This window comes from Streptomyces sp. B15, assembly GCF_018070605.1.
GTDB lineage: Bacteria > Actinomycetota > Actinomycetes > Streptomycetales > Streptomycetaceae > Streptomyces > Streptomyces smyrnaeus.
This window is the reverse complement of the sequence record NZ_JAGPXJ010000057.1, coordinates 1-16,977: the sequence shown is the minus strand read 5'-3', so window position 1 is coordinate 16,977 and position 16,977 is coordinate 1. Positions and strand designations below refer to the sequence as shown.

Here is a 16,977-nt window from a genome sequence, read left to right as displayed (position 1 = left end):
AGTGTCCTGTCGGTTCTGGCCTGTCGGTTTCGGGCTGTCGGGTCGTGCGGCTTCGGGCTGTACGGTCTCGCGGCGAGGTCTCGGACGCCTTCCGGGGCGCCTTTTCGGAGCGTCTTCGGGACGGCCCGGGCGCCTCCGGGGGCGCTACGCGGCCCCGTCGAGACGGTGTGTCGCATCCCATGGTCCCATGCGCGCGGGGCACCGACCGGATTGGGAGGCCCGCTGCCCCGGCTGGTAACCTGAGCGACTGTGCCTTATGGCACTGGACGGTGCCTGCTGGCACCGGCGTTTGAAACTCCGAACCGCAAAGGCTCATTCGTGGCGAACATCAAGTCCCAGATCAAGCGGATCAAGACCAACGAGAAGGCACGGCAGCGCAACAAGGCCGTGAAGTCCGAGCTGAAGACCGCGATCCGTCGCACCCGCGAGGCCGTGGCCGCCGGTGACGCCGCCAAGGCGATCGAGGCCCAGAAGCAGGCCGCCCGGAAGCTCGACAAGGCCACCAGCAAGGGTGTGCTGCACAAGAACAACGCCGCCAACAAGAAGGCGGCGCTGGCCAAGCACGTGGCCTCCCTCAAGGGCTGACCTCACCTTCTCGGAGCTGTTCCCAGCTCCTCGGTCTCCCGACCGCTCGGACGTTGTGAGGCGGGCCCTCTCTCATCCGCCGTACGCCCGGGCAACCGCTTGAGACAGCGCGCCGCACGCGGCCTGCGTTCGCCACGCGGGTGCGGCGCACCACGCAGTACGAGGCGAAGGCCCCGTCCGAAGCCCCTCCCCAGGGCTCCAGGACGGGGCCTTCGCCATGCGCGGCCCCCAGCGGCGGCGCCGCCCGGGGCCGCCCGGCGGCGGACCGCCCGGGGGCCCGAAGCTTCGGGGTGCGGGGCGGTGGCTCGCTCAGCGGGAGCGGGCGGCGCCGGCGATGGTGACGACGGCCTTCTCCAGCGCGTACTCCGGGTCCATCCCGCCGCCCTTGACGGCCGCGTCCGCCTCGGCGACGGCCCGCAGGGCTGCGGCCACCCCGTCCGGCGTCCAGCCGCGCATCTGCTGCCGCACCCGGTCGATCTTCCACGGGGGCATGCCCAGCTCCCGCGCCAGGTCGCCCGCCCGCGCCCCGCGCGGGGCGCCCGCCAGCTTGCCGATGGCCCGCACCCCCTGCGCCAGCGCGCTGGTGATCAGCACCGGAGCGACCCCCGTGGCGACCGCCCAGCGCAGCGTCTCCAGTGCCTCGGCCGCCTTCCCCTCGACCGCCCGGTCGGCGACGGTGAAGCTGGAGGCCTCGGCGCGGCCCGTGTAGTAGCGCCCGACCACGGCCTCGTCGATGGTGCCCTCGACGTCGGCGGTCAGTTGCGTGCACGCCGAGGCCAGCTCGCGCAGATCGCTGCCGATGGCGTCCACCAGCGCCTGACACGCCTCGGCCGTCGCCGCCCGCCCCAGCGAACGGAACTCCCCGCGGACGAACGCCAGCCGGTCGGCGGGCTTGGTCATCTTCGGGCACTCGACCTCGCGCGCACCCGCCTTCCGCGCGGCGTCCAGCAGCCCCTTGCCCTTGGCACCGCCCGCGTGCACCAGAACGAGTGTGATCTCCTCCGCCGGGGCCGTCAGATACGCCTTCACGTCCTTGACCGTGTCCGCCCCCAGGTCCTGCGCCGCCCGAACGACGACGACCTTGCGCTCGGCGAAGAGCGAGGGGCTGGTCAGCTCGGCCAGCGTGCCGGGCTGCAGATCCCCCGGCGCCAGGTCCCGCACATCCGTGTCCGCGTCGGCGGCGCGCGCGGCATCGATCACGGCGCGTACGGCACGTTCGATGAGCAGCTCTTCCTGCCCCACCGCCACGGTCAGCGGGGCGAGCGGATCGTCCGAGGTCTTCTTACGCGTACCAGCCATCGCGACCAGCATCCCACGCCGCACCGACACCCCGGCCCCGGAGCATCCCTCCCCTCGCAGCCTCCCACCGGGGCGCCGTCGGGGGCCGGGGCGCCGTCGGGGGCCGGGGCGCCGTCGGGGGCCGGGGCGCCGTCGGGAGCCGGGGCGCCGTTGAGAGAATGCCCCGGTGAACGACGTACGGCATGTGCTGGTGCTGCCCGACCGGGAGGCGGCCGAGGAGGTCGCCGCGCAGCTGGAACTGCGGCTCGGGCTCACCGAGGAACCCGAGCTCGTCCGCGAAGCGCTCGCCGGCGAGGACGACGCCGAGGACGCCCAGTGGCTGGTGATCCTCGAAGACCCGCACGCCACCTACGACCCCGCCCTGCTGAACTCCCTCGCCGCGGCGCACGAGGGCTGGCTGGAAGGCGACTGACCCGGCCGAGCGCGAGAGGGCTGTGGCGGTCCACACCGGAGGAGGGCGGCGCGTTCCCGCCCGTGCCGGGGCTGCCCCGCTGGGTCACCACGGCGGGGCTGCCGTCCGGGCGGCGCGTCAGCGCCAGCGCCCCGTGCCGGTCCGTCCGGGCCACCAGGGCTCCGGCGGCGGCCAGCTCGTGCAGCGTCTCGGGCGCCGGGTGTCCGTACGGGTTCTCCCGTCCCGCCGACACCAGCGCCACCCGCGGTCGCAGCCGCCGCAGCAGCTGCGGATCCTGGTAGCGCGAGCCGTGGTGCGCCACCTTGAGCACATCGACCCGCGGCAGATCGGGCCGCAGCGCCAACAGCGCCTGCTGCGCTCGCGGTTCGAGATCCCCCGCCAGGAACAGCCGCAGTCCCGACGTACTGACGAGCAGCGTGACGCTCGCGTCGTTGGCACCCTCGCCTTCCTCCTCTCCGCCGCCTGTGCCGACGCTGCCGCCGGGGCCGGGGCCCGAGCCGCCCGCCGCGCCGCCGCCCGCCTGCGTCGGTGGCGGCCACACCACCTCCCAGCGCAGATCACCGGCCTGCCGCCGCTCCCCCGCGTGTGAGCCGAGCACCGGCACCCCCGCCCGCCGTGCCGTTCTGCGCACGAACTCCGCCTGGTCGCGCGGCCGAGCCAGCCCGGTCGTCCGGATCGCCCCCACGCTCCGCCCCCGCAGCAGCCCGGGGAGCCCCGCCACATGGTCGGCGTGGAAGTGGGTCAGCACGACCAGCGGGACCGTGCTCACCCCCAACTCGCGCAGACACCGGTCGACGGCCGCCGGCTCGGGCCCCGCGTCCACCACGACCGCGCCACCCGCACCGCCCCGCTTTCCGTCCACAGCCAGCACCAGCGCATCACCCTGCCCCACGTCGCAGGCCACCATCCGCCAGCCGGTGGGCGGCCACCCGGTGAACGGCCGCACCAGTGGCACCGGGCGCACAATCACCACCAGCAGCCCCAGCACACAGGCGGCAGCAAGCCACGGCCGGTACGGCAACGACAACCGCACCGCCACGACCACCCCGACCAGAACGACCGCCAGCCCCAGTGCCCCCAGCCACGTACCGGGCCAGCTGATCTCCCCGCCCGGCAGCCCGGCACCCGTCCGCGCGATCCCGGCGATGGCCTCCACCGGCCAACCCGCCAGCCACGCGAGCCCCTTCGCCACGGGCATCGCCGCCGGCGCCGCCGCCAGCGCCGCGAACCCCAGCACCGTCGCGGGTGCGACCGCGAACTCCGCCAGCAGATTGCACGGCACCGACACCAGACTCACATGCGCCGCCAGCACCACGACGACCGGCGCACACGCCAACTGAGCCGCAGCCGCGACCGCCAGCGCCTCCGCCGCCCTCCCCGGGCAGCCCTGCCGCCGCAGCGCCCCCGACCAGCGCGGCGCCACCGTCAGCAGCGAAGCCGTGGCCAGCACCGAGAGCAGGAAGCCGAAGTCCCGCGCCAGCCAGGGGTCGTAGAACACCAGCGCCAACACCGCTGCCGCCAGCGCCGGCAGCAGCGACCGCCGCCGTCCGGTGCCGATCGCCCATACCGTGATCAGCCCGCACGCCGCCGCCCGCAGCACGCTCGGCTCCGGTCTGCACACCACCACGAAACCCAGCGTCAGCAGCGCCGCCGCCATGGCGGTCGCCCGCAGCGGAAGGCCGAGCCGAGGTGCCAGCCCTCGCCGCTCCGCCCGGTGGGCAAGACCGGGCGGTCCGATGAGCACGACCAGCAGGATGGACAGATTCGCCCCGCTCACCGCGAGCAGATGCGACATGTCGGTTGCCCGGAAGGCTTCGGCGAGCTCCGGGCTCAGTCGTGAGGTGTCCCCGACCACCAGCCCTGGCAGCAGCCCGCGCGCGTCGGCACCGAGGCCCGCGGATGCCTCGCGCAGCCCCGCCCGCAGCTCACCCGCCGCCCGCTGCACGGCCGTCGGTCCCGCGACGATCTCGGGCGGGCCGGGCCCCACCCGCAGTACCGCCGCGACGTCCCGGCCACCTTGCCGGTCGCCGGCCGGCGGCATCAAAGCGGCCCGCACTCGGAGCCGGGTGGAGGGGAGCAGCCGCAGCCACGCGGCCCGGACCCCGTCGGCCGCCGTCTCCGCCCGCCCGCTTCCGACCTTCTGCTGCTCCAGCCGGACCAGGAGCAGCACCGGGGTGCGCAGCCGGGTCCTGGCACCGTCCTCGGCCACCAGCGCGACCGCCTCCGCACGCATCACCACCAGCCCGGCCGGCTGCCGTGCGCCCTGCGGTTCGGGCCGCGCGAGCCGCGGGTCCTTGATGACGGTGGCCTCGACGGTGGCTCGGGCGTGGTTGTCCGCCAGCCCGGGCAACGGCCCGGTGCGCACATCGGCCGCGTGCAACGCCGCGCTTCCGCCCGCCGCCGCGGCGCACAGCAGGGTGACTGCCGCCCCCACCAACAGGGTCCGGCCTCCTCGCCAGGGCCCGCCGTCGACCGCGACCGGCGTCCCGCCCCTGGGCCTTCCTCCCGAGGGCCGTTCTTCTCTCCTTCCGCTGCGCGGCACCGTGGCCGGAGGGGTCGTCGGGGCCGAAGGGACTGTCGGAGTCGGCGGGGTGATCCTCGGGGTTGTCGGGGCGGACCGAGCAGCCGGGGCGCCCCGGAGCGACCAGGCCAGCAGCGCCAGCCCGGCGATGCCACAGAGGGCGACGCCGAGGACGGCACGCTCCGCCGAAGCGCCCAGCGCCAGGGCGGCTGCCGCCCAGGCCGCCAGCGCGGGAGGCACCAGCCGCAGGTCGGAAGGCTCTTCCCGCACCGACCACTCGTCCCCGGCGGGTTCCGGCCCGGGCGTCCCGGCCCCGGTCCCCGCCCTGGCCCTGGACCCGGCCCTGGACCCGGCCCTGAGCCCGGGGTCCGGCGTACCGCCCGGCCGACGCGGTCCGGCGCGTGGTACGGCGGCCGGTGGGGGGCCGTTCACGGCACCACCTGCGGCTTGATGTCCGCGAACCGCTTCTCCCCGATGCCATTGACCTCCTGGAGCTGGTCGACCGACCGGAAGCCACCGTGCTGAGTGCGGTAGTCGACGATGTGCTGGGCCAGCACCGGGCCGACCCCCGGCAAGGTCTCCAGCTGCTCCTGGGTGGCCGAGTTGAGGCTGATGGGAGCACCCGACGCACCGCTCGCTCCGCTCGGTCCCGGCGCGCCGCCCGGTGCGGCTCCGGCCCGGCCCGGCGCCCCCACCACGATCTGCTCGCCGTCCACCAACAGCCGCGCCCTGTTCAGTCCGCTGGTGTCCGCTCCTTTGCGCAGCCCGCCCGCGGCCTTCAGCGCGTCGGCCACCCGGGATCCCGCGGGCAGCCGCAGCACGCCCGGGTCGCGAACCTTCCCCGAGACGTCCACCACCAGCCGCTTGCCCTGTGCCCCGTCGGCGGTGGGAGCGGCCCCGCCCGCAGCCGGTGCCGCAGGCGTCCCGTCCTTTTGAGAGGCCGGGGCACTCGGCGAGCCAGGGGCACTCGGGACCGCCACGCCCTGCGGCCGTCCGGTCCAGAAGTGGTGCACGGCGAACCCGACCGCGACGAGCAGCACCAGACAGAGCGCCACCAGCGTCTTGAGCTCCATCCCGCACCGCACCCGCAGCCACACCGGCAGCCGCTCCTCCAGAGCGAGCCGCCAGCGCTCCTTCAGCGGGAGCCGGCGTGATTCCTCGTAGCGCCCGTCCGGCTCCGGGAGCTCCTGTCGTTCCTCCCGCTCGGTGAAGAACCCGCCACCCACCCGCCCGGGCTCGGAGCCGTCCCCGGGCCCGGGCTCCGACAGCGGCTCGCACCCGGGTGGCTCCCGCTGCGGCGGTGGCACCGGTCCGGGAACCGGCGGGCCGCCGGGCGCGCGGGTGTCACCGCTCTGCTGATGCCTGCGCTCCCTGCTGCGGCGTACGGCGGAACGCGCGGCCGCGAGCGCCTCGGCGCGCGACATGAGGGGGACGGGGGCATCCGGTCCGCTGACGGGCGGCTCGGCAGGTGGCGGCTCGGTCGGTGGCCGCGCGACGGTCGGCCGTTCGGCAGGTGGCCGCGCGACGGAGGGGCGCACCGGGGCGGGCGGGTCGGCCATCGGACGCGCCCTGGTGCGGGGCTGTGGCAACGGGGCCGCACTGCGCGTCTCCTCTGCCAACAGGGACCGGGCGCGGGCCGCCGCGCGAGGCTCCGGCGCCGACGGCCGCACGCGCCGTGGCAGGCGGTGGGCGCCGCGTCGGCCCGGTCCCGTGCCGGGGGCCGCCCGGGGACCCCGGGGCGGCCGACGGCGCGCAGACCGGCGGGTCCGGCCACCGGTGCCCGGCTCGTCGGCACCCCTGCCGGTCGGGAGTTCTCCGGGGCTTCGGCCGTGCCCGGCGTCCCCGTCGGCCCTGTCCCACTCCCGGTCCCGGCCCCGGCCGTCCCCGCTCCTGTCCCTGGCCACGGCTCCGTCATAGGCCCTGGGCTCGTCGCTGGCGCCGGCTCCCTCACCGGCCCCGGGCTCGTGCGCGTCCGAGGGCTCGGCCGGCGGCAGGCCGTGAGCTGATCGGGGGCGTGCTGTGTGTGCCGTACGTGCTGCTCGTTCGCTCATGCCCACCGACGCTAGGCAGCCAGGACACAGCGCGGTGATCTTGCTCGATTCCGGTGGATAACCAGTGAGTTGTGGACAACTCGCTCACTCATCTGAGTGAGAGCACGGCCCCCAGCAGTCCCGGACCGGTGTGGGCGCCGATGACCGCGCCCACCTCGCTCACATGCAGCTCGCGCAGGCCCGGCACCCGGTCACGGAAGCGCTCCGCCAGCTGCTCGGCGCGTTCGGCGGCGGCGAGATGGTGCACGGCGATGTCCACCCGCTGGTCCCCGGCCCGCTCCACCACGATCTCCTCCAGCCGCGCGATGGCCTTGGAGGCGGTCCTGACCTTCTCCAGCATCCCGATCCGGCCGTCAGCCACCTCCAGCAGCGGTTTGACGGCGAGCGCGGAGCCCAGCAGCGCCTGGGCGGCACCGATGCGACCGCCCCGGCGCAGATAGTCCAGGGTGTCGACGTAGAAGACGGCGGAGGTGCCCTCGGCGCGCTTCTCGGCCGCAGCCACCGCCTCGTCCAGGGACGCTCCCGCCTCGGCCGCCTCCGCGGCCGCCAGGGCGCAGAAGCCCAGCGCCATGGCCACCACACCGGTGTCCACCACGCGCACGGGCACGGGCGCCTCCTTGGCGGCCAGCAGCGCCGCGTCGTAGGTGCCGGAGAACTCGGCCGACAGATGCAGCGAAACGATCCCCGCCGCCCCCGCCTCGGCGGCGGCGCGGAAGGTGCGGGCGAAGGTCTCGGGGCTGGGCCGGGAGGTGGTGACCGGGCGTCGCTCGCGCAGCGCGGCGGCCAGCGATCGGGCGGAGATCTCCGTGCCCTCCTCCAGCGCCTCCTTGCCGAGGACGACGGTCAGCGGCACGGCTTCGATCCCGTAGCGCCGCAGCGCCTCGGGCGGCAGATAGGCGGTGGAATCCGTGACGATGGCGAGGGGGCCGTGCATGGAACGGAGGGTATCGGGCGAGGGAACGCAGCGGTTCAGGAGGCGTTCCGCGGGTGGCGCTTCTCGAACGCCGGCGTCGATTTCCTCCGGTCGGCGGTCGGGTCGGTCAGATCGGCCAGCGACGGGTCCATGCCCTGGCTGGAGGGGCCCAGCGCGGGCCGTGCGGACTGCTCGCCCTGCCGCTGTCCGTCCTCCCGCTGCTCGCCCTGCCTGCCGGCGGCGCCGGTTCCGGCCGGGTGGCCGTCGGCACTCGGAGCGGCGGCCGACGGGTCGTCGCCCGGCCGGACAGGAGTCCAGTGCCGGAGGGCGCCGGACTCGATGTCGATCTGCTCGCGCAGGGCGTTCAGCCCTTCGGCGTCGAACTGCCGTGCCCGGTCCTGTGCCGCGAAACGCAGCGAGTCGGCGGACTCCTTGATGTGCCGCACACGTTCCCGCGCATCGGGCAGCCGGGCAGCGATCCTGCTGTGGTCCGGCTCGCGCTCCATCAGCATCCGCAGTTCGCCGTCCAGACTGCGGGCGTGTTCGTGCAGCTTGTCCAGGAGGTCGACGGCTTCGGACAGACCGGGGTCGTTCTGCGCGCCCGCTTCCAGCGCGGCACGGGTGCTGTCGATCGAGGAGCGCAACTGCAGGCGGATACGGGCTGCTTCGCCTACCGGTCCCGGCTGTGCGGAGCGCGCCTTGAGCATCGTCTCCTCCGCTGTGCGGCGCACCTGTGCACCGGTGCGCTCGACGCCGCGCTTGACGGCCCGTACGGCCCGCAGCGTGACCATCGTGCCGAAGATGAGGACGGCCAGCACGAACACCAGTCCGATGACGACTCCCACGTCCACAGGTCGCTCCTTAGTCGTCCGTCATCCCGTCTCCTCGTTCAGCGTAAACGGGCGAGGGCGGTTACGGGTTCCACAGAGCCCGGAACCGCCCCTGTGACGTCCCGTAGGGGACGCTCACCGGCAGCTGCCCTCGACCGCCGTCCCCGTCGGGACGAGGCGGACCGCGGCCCTACGCCGGGACGATGTTGACCAGCTTCGGCGCGCGCACGATCACCTTGCGGACGTCGGCACCGCCCAGCGCCTTCACGATCAGGGGCTCGGCCAGTGCCAGGGTCTCCAGCTCGGACTCGGAGACCGAGGGCGAGACCTCCAGCCGGGCCTTGACCTTGCCCTTGACCTGCACGACGCAGGTCACCGTCTCGTCCACCAGATAGGCCGGGTCGGCGACGGGGAAGTCGTGGTGGACGACCGACTCCTCGTGGCCCAGCTTGCGCCACAGTTCCTCGGCGATGTGCGGAGCCAGTGGAGCGATCAGCAGCACCATGGTCTCGACCACGGAGCGGGGCACCTCGCGCAGCTTGGTGACGTGGTTGTTCAGCTCCGTGATCTTGGCGATAGCCGTGTTGAAGCGCAGCCCGGCCATGTCCTGGGTGACGCCGTCGATCGCCTTGTGCAGCGCACGCAGGGTGGCCTCGTCCGGCTCGGTGTCGGCAACGGTGACCTCGCCCGTCGCCTCGTCCACGGCGTTGCGCCACAGCCGCTGCAGCAGCCGGAACTGGCCCACTACGGCGCGGGTGTCCCAGGGACGGGAGACATCCAGCGGGCCCATGGCCATCTCGTACAGCCGCAGCGTGTCGGCGCCGTAGTCGATGCAGATCTCGTCCGGGGTGACGGCGTTCCTCAGGGACTTGCCCATCTTGCCCAGCAGGCGGCTGACCTTCTCGCCCTGGTAGTAGTACGCGCCGTCGCGCTCCTCCACCTCGGCGGCCGGTACGGCGATACCACGCGCGTCCCGGTAGACGTACGCCTGGATCATGCCCTGGTTGTACAGCTTGTGGAACGGCTCGGCGGACGAGATGTGGCCCAGGTCGTGCAGGACCTTCGACCAGAAACGCGCGTACAGCAGATGCAGCACGGCGTGCTCGGCGCCGCCCACGTACAGGTCGACGCCGCCCTTGGGCTGCCCCTGGCGCGGGCCCATCCAGTAGCGCTCGACCTCGGGGTCGACCAGCTTCTCGTCGTTGCGCGGGTCCAGATAGCGCAGCTCGTACCAGCACGACCCCGCCCAGTTGGGCATGGTGTTGGTCTCCCGGCGGAAGCGGCGCGGGCCCTTGCCGTCGCCCAGGTCCAGGGTGACGTTGGTCCACTCCTGGTTGCGGGACAGCGGGGTCTCCGGCGAGGTGTTCGCATCGTCGGGGTCGAAGGTGCGCGGGGAGTAGTCCTCGACCTCCGGCAGCTCCAGCGGCAGCATCGACTCGGGCAGCGGGTGCGCGATGCCGTCCTCGTCGTAGACGATCGGGAACGGCTCACCCCAGTAGCGCTGCCTGCTGAACAGCCAGTCGCGCAGCCGGTAGTTGACGGTGCCCTCTCCCAGACCGTGCTCCTCCAGCCACTTGCGCATCCGCTCCTTGGCCTCGTTCACACCCAGGCCGTCCAGGGAGATGTCGTGGTCGCTGGAGTTGACGATGGTCGCGTCGTAGGAGCTGAACGCGTTCTCCCAGGTCGCGGGGTCCGCCTCGCGACCGTCGGTGGGCTCGACGACACAGCGCATGGGCAGCTCGAAGGCGCGTGCGAACTCGAAGTCACGCTGGTCGTGCGCGGGCACCGCCATGATGGCGCCGGTGCCGTAACCCATCAGCACGTAGTCGGCGATGAAGACCGGGACCTTCTCCTGGCTGACCGGGTTGGTCGCATAAGCGCCGGTGAAGACGCCGGTCTTGTCCTTGGCCTCCGCCTGGCGCTCCACGTCCGACTTGGCCTCCGCCTGCGCCCGGTAGGCGGCCACGGCCTCGGCCGGCGTCGCATGGCCACCGGTCCACACCTGGTGGGTGTCCTCGGGCCAGGCCTCGGGGACGATGGACTCGACCAGCGGGTGCTCGGGGGCCAGCACCAGGTAGGTGGCGCCGAACAGGGTGTCCTGGCGGGTGGTGAAGACATCGATGTACGCGTCCTGGACGGGGAAGCTGATCCGGGCGCCCTCGCTGCGGCCGATCCAGTTGCGCTGCTGCAGCTTGATCGCCTCGGGCCAGTCCAGGTCGTCCAGGTCGTCCAGCAGGCGGTCGGCGTAGGCGGTGATCCGCATGTTCCACTGCCGCAGCTTGGCCTTGAAGACGGGGAAGTTGCCGCGCTCGGAGCGGCCGTCGGCGGTGACCTCCTCGTTGGCCAGCACGGTGCCCAGGCCGGGGCTCCAGTTGACCGGCGCGTCGGAGGCGTAGGCCAGCCGGTACTCGCCCAGCAGGTCGGCCCGCTCCCGCTCACTCAGCTCGCTCCACGCTCCCCACCCCTCGGGCGTCTCACGGGTGCCGGAGGCGAACTGCTCCACCAGCTCCTCGATGGGGCGGGCCTTGTCGGCTTCGGTGTCGTACCAGGAGTTGAAGATCTGCAGGAAGATCCACTGGGTCCAGCGGTAGTACGAGGGGTCGATCGTCGCGAACGACCTGCGCTGGTCGTGCCCCAGCCCCAGGCGGCGCAGCTGGGCCGTCATCTGGACGATGTTGGCCTCGGTCGAGGTGCGCGGGTGGGTGCCCGTCTGGACGGCGTACTGCTCGGCGGGCAGGCCGAAGGCGTCGAAGCCCAGGGTGTGCAGCACGTTGTGCCCGGTCATCCGCGCGTAGCGGGCGTAGACGTCCGTGGCGATGTAGCCCAGGGGGTGGCCGACGTGCAGCCCCGCACCCGAGGGGTACGGGAACATGTCCATGATGAATTTCTTGGGCTTGGCGGCCTGCTCCGGCTCCCCGCCCAGCGAGCCCTCGCCGGGGTTGGGCGCCTCGTAGGTGCCGTGCTTCTCCCAGAAATCCTGCCAGCGTGCCTCGATGTCGGCGGCCAGGGCCGCCGTGTAGCGATAAGGGGCCGCGGTCTCGGCGGCGGTGGTCGTCTCGCTCATCGTCCTCAAAGCTCCATCGGTCGTGACTGCCCAGCGCTCCTGAAACGAAAAAACCCCTCGCACAGGAGGGGGAGCCGCGCCGATTCCGGTCCGCGGGAGGGGGACCGGCAGTGATTCAGCGCGGCTCGCTAAGCAGAAGGCGTACGGCACGCATAGCGCTCAGGGTACCGCACCGGGCGAGCCCCCCGCCTGGAGCCCGCCTACAGCTCACGTACAGCTCACGAAGAGCGGGACCGCCGGAACGAGCGGGAGCACCCCTCCCAAAGGTGTGGGTGGCGAAGCCCCCACACCGCGCGGCGAAGCCGCGCAAAAACAAAAGAAGCGAGACGGCCCGCGCATTCCGCAGGCACACCTCGCCCCTCGCTTCTGTGGAGCTAAGGAGAATCGAACTCCTGACCTCTTGCATGCCATGCAAGCGCTCTACCAACTGAGCTATAGCCCCAGATCCCTGGTCCGCCGGGGTTTCCCCGCGGCGGCTCCGCCAGCTTACACGGGGTGCACCGCCTAGTGCCAAATCGCTTTCCGGGACGCCGACCGGGCCGGGCGATCCGGCCCCACCGGTGACCACCGCCGATCACTCGATACTGTCGCCCCGTGAGCACGTTGCACCAGGTCGCCGAAAGCAAGTGGTCGCCGGCGCTCAGGGGGTTCCTTGGGCTCAAGAGATATCTGCTGCGGCGACCGGTCACCCTGGCACTCGCACTGTCCATGGTCTCCTTCGCCGCCTTCTGGGCCGCCCAGCGCACGGCGAACGTCTCGATGATCGATCTGATGGTCTACCGGGCCGAGGGCTGGACCGTACGCAACGGCTACGACCTGTACTCGATGCGTGCCACCTACGCCGACCTGCCCGCCACCTACCCGCCCTTCGCCGCGCTGCTGTTTCTCCCGCTGACGCTGCTGGACGTGGCCGATATGCGCGGGGCCGCGACGTTCGTCAATCTCGGACTGCTGGTCGTGCTCGCCCATCTGTCCCTGCGGCTGCTGGGACGGCCGCGGCACGTCCCGCGCGGAGCGGCGGCGCTGGGCATCGCCTCGTTCGTGGTGTGGTGCGAGCCGGTGTGGACGACACTGCGCTACGGGCAGATCAACCTACTGCTGGCCGCGCTGGTGCTGTGGGACCTGACCCGCCGGGCGGGGCACCGCTGGGCGGGGGTGGGAATCGGCGTCGCGGCAGGGATCAAGCTGACACCCGCGCTGTTCGCCGTTTTCCTCGCGCTGTACGGACTGGTCCATGGCTGGCGGCGGCTGCGGCGCACAGGACGTACGAGAGAGCTGTGGAACCCGTGGCTGCGGCAGGCCACGGTCGCGACAGTGACGTTCCTGGCGACCGCGCTGCTGTCCGCACTGGTGTTGCCGCACGACTCCCGGCGCTTCTGGGGCGGGACCGTCTTCCAGTCCGGCCGGGTCGGGCGGACGGAGATCACCGACAACCAGTCGCTGAGCGGTGTGGCCGCCCGTCTGCTGCACACCGGCGAACCGAGCTGGCTGTGGATGGGGCTGGCCTTCCTGGTGGCCGTAGTCGGCCTGGGCACGGCCGTGACGGCAGCACTCGCCGGAGAGCGCGGCCTGCCGCACGCGACCGCCTGGGCCGCCGTCGCCTGTGCCGTCACCACCCTGCTGATCAGCCCGATCTCCTGGTCCCACCACTGGGTGTGGTGCCTGCCGCTGTTGCTGCTGATGGGCGCGGAGGCGCAGCGCCGCGGCAGCCGCCGCTGGCTGGCCGTGACGCTGCTGACGGGCCTGGTGTTCTGCTCGTACGCGCTGTGGTGGGTGCCCCGCGACGCGAACGCGTCCCATCCACCCGAACTGCACCAGAACGGTGCCCAGATGCTGCTGTCGGCCTGCTACCCGCTCGTGGGTACGGCGTTCTTGGTGCTGGCAGCGGTGGTGGCGCTGCGGACGCTGCGCGTACCGCGGTAAGAGGGGAGGTCAGGCCGTCGCGAAGGAGTAGAAACGCTTCAGCGTGCAGTGGGCCTCCAGCAGACGGCCGTAGATCGGCTCGCCGTCCAGCTCCCGATAGGTCTCGATCGGGTCGCCTTTTATGATCAGCGCTCGGGCGCAGTCCTCGCACCAGTACTGGTAGGCGCTGTTGACCGGCTCCATGTCACGGACGATCGGGGTGCCGCTGCCGCACCAGTCGCACTTCCTGCTGTGGGCGCCCATCGCTCAGTCAGCTCCAGATGTGGCCGCAAGCCGTGCACACGTAGGACACTCCTCCATTGTCGCCGAGCACTTGGGCGACGTTCGCCGAACCGCAGGACGGGCACTGCAAGTTGCACGAAGCATCCCGCGGGTGCTCCGCCCGGGGCGGGGGCCACGTGGGCGCGGACCCGGAACCGTCCTCGTCGAGGACCGTTGCCGACATCGCACTCGTCCCTCCCCTTCCCCCTTGGCCTTCCCCCTTCCAGCCGTCACGATTCTGCCACGTACCGGCTGCTGGACTAAGGGCCGGTCAGCGATCCTTGGCCAATCCCCTCACCCGGCGCACCAGTCCGTTCAGCGGTCCCGCCGCCGCTCCGACGAGCATTCCGGCGACCAGCGCCGCACAGGTGACGGTGAGCGCGTGGGCCGAGGTGGCGGCGGACGGCGCCGTACGTTCCGCGTGCTCCAGATAGATGGCGCCGAACAGCGCGACACCGCTCAGCAGTCCGAGCTGCGCCGTGGTGACCAGCAGACCGCTGGCATCGGCTGCCTCGCTCTGCCGCACACCGGCCAGCGTGCGCGACAGTACGGGGTTGTAGGCCAGTGACAGCCCGAAACCGCTGGCAGCCAGGCAGACGTAGAGCGGGACTCCACCGTCACCGCCGTCCGACAGCAGCACGCCCAGCCAGCCGAACGAGGCGGCGGCGATCAGGAACCCGGCGAAGGACAGCCGCGGATGCCACGACTGCGGCAGCCGCCGCCAGTTCGTGCCGACCACGGCGAACAGTCCGGCCGTCGGCACCATCGACAACCCCGCCAGCAGCGCGCTCTCCCCCAGGCCGCTCTGCAGATGCAGCATCAGCACCAGGACGAATCCGGCGTTGCCGGCCATCATGCAGAAGATGCGTACGACGGCCAGCGGCACGCCCGGCGCCCGCAGCACCAGCGGTGAGATCAGGGGCCTGCCGCCGCGCCGGGCGAGCAGCACCTCGTAGCGTCCGAAGACCGGGACGATCGCGGCGCACAGCGCAAGGGATATCCACCCCCACAGCGGCCAGCCCTGTTCCCGTCCGAGCACCACCGGGACGGTGAAAAGGAGCAGCACCGCGCCGAGCAGGGCCAGCCCCGGCAGATCCAGGGCGCGCCGCTCCTCGTCGCCGCCCCTGGCCTCACCGCGCACGCCCATCAGCCAGGGGCCGAGGCACAGCAGTGCGAGGCCCACCGGGACGTTGATCAGGAAGATCGGGCGCCAGCCCAGGCCGAACAGGTCGGCAGTGACCAGCACTCCGCCCAGCAGCTGGCCCGCCGCGGCGCCGACGCCGAGCACGGCGGCGTAGGCGCCCAGCGCGCGGGTGCGGGCGAGCCCGGTGAAGGTGCGCTGGATCAGGCTGAGCACCTGAGGGAGCATCGCGGCACCGGCCGCGCCCTGCACCAGCCGGAAGGCGATGAGCTGGCCCGTGCCGGCGGCCAGACCGCAGGCGAGCGAGGCGGCGGTGAACAGGGCGAGACCCCCCAGGAAGACCCTGCTGTGGCCCAGCAGTGCCCCCAGCCGGGCCCCGGTGATCAGCAGTACCGCGTAGGCGATGGTGTAACCGGCGACCACCAGTTGGAGCCCCGCGCCCGAGGCGTGCAGGTCCGCCCGCAGGTCGGAGGCGGCCACGTTGACGATGAAGGTGTCCAGCAGCGCCATGAACTGGCCCGTGAGCACGATGGCGAGGAGCCACCCGGGGCGCGGGCCAGGACGCGCGGACCCCGTGCCACTGTCAGTGGCGTGCTCTTCACTGGGATACCGAACGGCGGGACGCCCGGTGCCACGGGTCCGACCGCCGGGGGTGGGGCTGCCGGGGGTCCCCGGTGTCCCGGCAGCCGGCCGTGGAGAAGCGGAAGACGAAGGAGCGAAGGTCATGCACAGAGCCTGGCCGGGCCGGGTCGAAGATCCCGAGAGCCCGGCAATGCTGGTACTGACAGCACCTGGCAGCCGATGTGCGCTGCCCCGAAGATGGGGGATGTGACAGTCATCGCCGAGACAGGAACGGAGCCGAGGGCCGCACGCAGTGCTGCCGGAACGCCACGCCCTACCGCCCGGCGCCGCAGGTCCGAGCTGGCCACGTTCCTGCGCAGTCGCCGCGCCCGGGTCTCACCCGCCGATGTCGGGATGCCGGCGGGCCCGCGCCGCCGCACCCCTGGGCTGCGCCGGGAGGAGGTCGCCCAGCTCTCGGGGGTGGGCGTGACGTGGTACACCTGGCTGGAGCAGGGCCGTCCGATCAACGCGAGCGCGCAGGTCCTGGACGCGGTGGCCCGCACGCTGCGGCTGGACGAAGCCGAGCGCGAGCATCTGTACCACCTGGCCGAGGTTCCGCATCCAGCGTCCCCGGAGCGGATCGCCGAGGCGGTCGACCCGGAAGTCCACCGCATCCTCGACGCGATGGACCCGATGCCCGCCGTGGTCTACAACGGCCGGTACGACGTGCTGGCCGCCAACGCCGGCTACCGGCATCTCTTCCCGATCCTCGATCTGATGGGACAGCCCGAACGCAATGTGCTGTGGCAGCAGTTCGTGGTGATGCCGCCGTGCTGCTGCGCGCTCCTCAACCGCGAGGCCGAACTGTCGTTGATGGTGGCCACGCTCCGCGGTACCTACGGCCGCCATGTCGGAGAGGCTGCCTGGGAGGAGTTCGTCGGCCGTATGTGCGAGGCGAGCGCGGAGTTCGCCCAGCTGTGGCACAGCGGCGATGTGGCCCCGCCGGGAGCCCGGGTCAAGCTGGTGCAGCATGCCTCGGTCGGCCAGTTGCGGCTCAGTTCGACCTCGCTGCAGATCAGTGGCGCCGCCGAGACCCGGATCGTGGCCTATGTACCGCACGACGACGAGACCGGGCAGCTGCTGGAGCGGCTGCGGACGATAGACGACCCGTTGATCGGCTGTCCTGAGCACGCCGAGCCGCTGTCCCGGACACATGAGCGGCTGCTGCGCGCGAGCCGCCGGGTGGCGCGGGAGATGAGCGCCACGGACCCTGCCCGACCGCGCACGGATCCGGGCTGAGCGCCCAGGCGTCCGGGGTCGGCGCCTGTGCCTTCCGGGGTCGGCGCCTGGGCGTCGGCCGGGCACACAGCAAAGATCCCGCCCTCCGGGAGGAGGACGGGATCCGAGAGGTCCGCG

General features: G+C 72.7%; 12 protein-coding genes, 1 tRNA gene and 1 pseudogene. 4 read left to right on the top strand and 10 right to left on the bottom strand.

Annotated elements, in window-relative coordinates; translation table 11 throughout:
• The first annotated feature begins 318 nt into the window (after positions 1-318).
• Complete coding sequence (gene rpsT / locus KBY19_RS23550; RefSeq protein ID WP_099880717.1) at positions 319-585, top strand: 30S ribosomal protein S20; 267 nt, start codon at positions 319-321, stop codon at positions 583-585.
• Between the two features lie 309 nt (positions 586-894).
• On the opposite strand, the gene holA is transcribed toward rpsT, so the two are convergent.
• On the bottom strand, positions 895-1,884 hold the full coding sequence (gene holA / locus KBY19_RS23545; protein WP_218967857.1) for a DNA polymerase III subunit delta: 990 nt from the start codon (positions 1,882-1,884) through the stop codon (positions 895-897).
• A gap of 166 nt (positions 1,885-2,050) precedes the next feature.
• On the opposite strand from holA, the gene KBY19_RS37585 reads away from it, so the two are divergent.
• Positions 2,051-2,296 carry a hypothetical protein gene (locus KBY19_RS37585; RefSeq protein ID WP_307843597.1) on the top strand — a complete coding sequence of 82 codons (246 nt, stop codon included), beginning with the start codon at positions 2,051-2,053 and terminating at the stop codon, positions 2,294-2,296.
• A 310-nt stretch (positions 2,297-2,606) separates the two neighbouring features.
• Here KBY19_RS37585 and KBY19_RS37580 read toward each other — a convergent pair.
• From KBY19_RS37580 to KBY19_RS23515, 6 genes and pseudogenes are all read right to left on the bottom strand, one after another.
• A pseudogene (locus tag KBY19_RS37580) lies at positions 2,607-4,337 on the bottom strand (ComEC/Rec2 family competence protein); the annotation flags it as partial.
• 908 nt (positions 4,338-5,245) lie between these two features.
• Positions 5,246-6,376 carry a ComEA family DNA-binding protein gene (locus KBY19_RS23535; RefSeq protein ID WP_247691333.1) on the bottom strand — a complete coding sequence of 377 codons (1,131 nt, stop codon included), beginning with the start codon at positions 6,374-6,376 and terminating at the stop codon, positions 5,246-5,248.
• A gap of 580 nt (positions 6,377-6,956) precedes the next feature.
• Positions 6,957-7,802 (bottom strand): DegV family protein, encoded by an 846-nt coding sequence (locus KBY19_RS23530; RefSeq protein WP_185016826.1) that lies wholly within the window; start codon positions 7,800-7,802, stop codon positions 6,957-6,959.
• A 35-nt stretch (positions 7,803-7,837) separates the two neighbouring features.
• On the bottom strand, positions 7,838-8,632 hold the full coding sequence (locus KBY19_RS23525; protein WP_099880723.1) for a hypothetical protein: 795 nt from the start codon (positions 8,630-8,632) through the stop codon (positions 7,838-7,840).
• A 169-nt stretch (positions 8,633-8,801) separates the two neighbouring features.
• A complete protein-coding gene (gene leuS, locus KBY19_RS23520) occupies positions 8,802-11,675 on the bottom strand; it encodes a leucine--tRNA ligase (RefSeq protein WP_099880725.1) in 2,874 nt (957 codons plus the stop codon).
• Between the two features lie 369 nt (positions 11,676-12,044).
• A tRNA-Ala gene (locus tag KBY19_RS23515) sits at positions 12,045-12,117 on the bottom strand.
• Positions 12,118-12,344: 227 nt separating this feature from the next.
• On the opposite strand from KBY19_RS23515, the gene KBY19_RS23510 reads away from it, so the two are divergent.
• Complete coding sequence (locus KBY19_RS23510; RefSeq protein WP_247691335.1) at positions 12,345-13,598, top strand: glycosyltransferase 87 family protein; 1,254 nt, start codon at positions 12,345-12,347, stop codon at positions 13,596-13,598.
• 9 nt (positions 13,599-13,607) lie between these two features.
• Here the strand turns inward: KBY19_RS23510 and KBY19_RS23505 are convergent, their stop codons facing one another.
• The 3 genes from KBY19_RS23505 to KBY19_RS23495 form a co-directional block, all read right to left on the bottom strand.
• Positions 13,608-13,841: a hypothetical protein gene (locus KBY19_RS23505; protein ID WP_019358162.1), complete on the bottom strand. Its 234-nt coding sequence runs from the start codon at positions 13,839-13,841 to the stop codon at positions 13,608-13,610.
• Between the two features lie 7 nt (positions 13,842-13,848).
• Positions 13,849-14,043, bottom strand: a complete 195-nt coding sequence (locus tag KBY19_RS23500; RefSeq protein WP_185016828.1) for a hypothetical protein — start codon at positions 14,041-14,043, stop codon at positions 13,849-13,851.
• Positions 14,044-14,130: 87 nt separating this feature from the next.
• Positions 14,131-15,528: an MFS transporter gene (locus tag KBY19_RS23495; protein WP_307843596.1), complete on the bottom strand. Its 1,398-nt coding sequence runs from the start codon at positions 15,526-15,528 to the stop codon at positions 14,131-14,133.
• A 291-nt stretch (positions 15,529-15,819) separates the two neighbouring features.
• On the opposite strand from KBY19_RS23495, the gene KBY19_RS23490 reads away from it, so the two are divergent.
• Positions 15,820-16,860: a helix-turn-helix transcriptional regulator gene (locus KBY19_RS23490; protein ID WP_099880728.1), complete on the top strand. Its 1,041-nt coding sequence runs from the start codon at positions 15,820-15,822 to the stop codon at positions 16,858-16,860.
• The last annotated feature ends 117 nt before the right edge of the window (positions 16,861-16,977 follow it).

What these genes read in the sequence shown, in the direction of transcription:
- holA (WP_218967857.1), bottom strand. Translation starts at nt 1,884, where the DNA reads ATGGCTGGTACGCGTAAGAAGACCTCGGACGATCCGCTCGCCCCGCTG.
- KBY19_RS23535 (WP_247691333.1), bottom strand. Translation starts at nt 6,376, where the DNA reads ATGGCCGACCCGCCCGCCCCGGTGCGCCCCTCCGTCGCGCGGCCACCT.
- KBY19_RS23530 (WP_185016826.1), bottom strand. Translation starts at nt 7,802, where the DNA reads ATGCACGGCCCCCTCGCCATCGTCACGGATTCCACCGCCTATCTGCCG.
- leuS (WP_099880725.1), bottom strand. Translation starts at nt 11,675, where the DNA reads ATGAGCGAGACGACCACCGCCGCCGAGACCGCGGCCCCTTATCGCTAC.
- KBY19_RS23505 (WP_019358162.1), bottom strand. Translation starts at nt 13,841, where the DNA reads ATGGGCGCCCACAGCAGGAAGTGCGACTGGTGCGGCAGCGGCACCCCG.
- KBY19_RS23500 (WP_185016828.1), bottom strand. Translation starts at nt 14,043, where the DNA reads ATGTCGGCAACGGTCCTCGACGAGGACGGTTCCGGGTCCGCGCCCACG.
- KBY19_RS23490 (WP_099880728.1), top strand. Translation starts at nt 15,820, where the DNA reads ATGGGGGATGTGACAGTCATCGCCGAGACAGGAACGGAGCCGAGGGCC.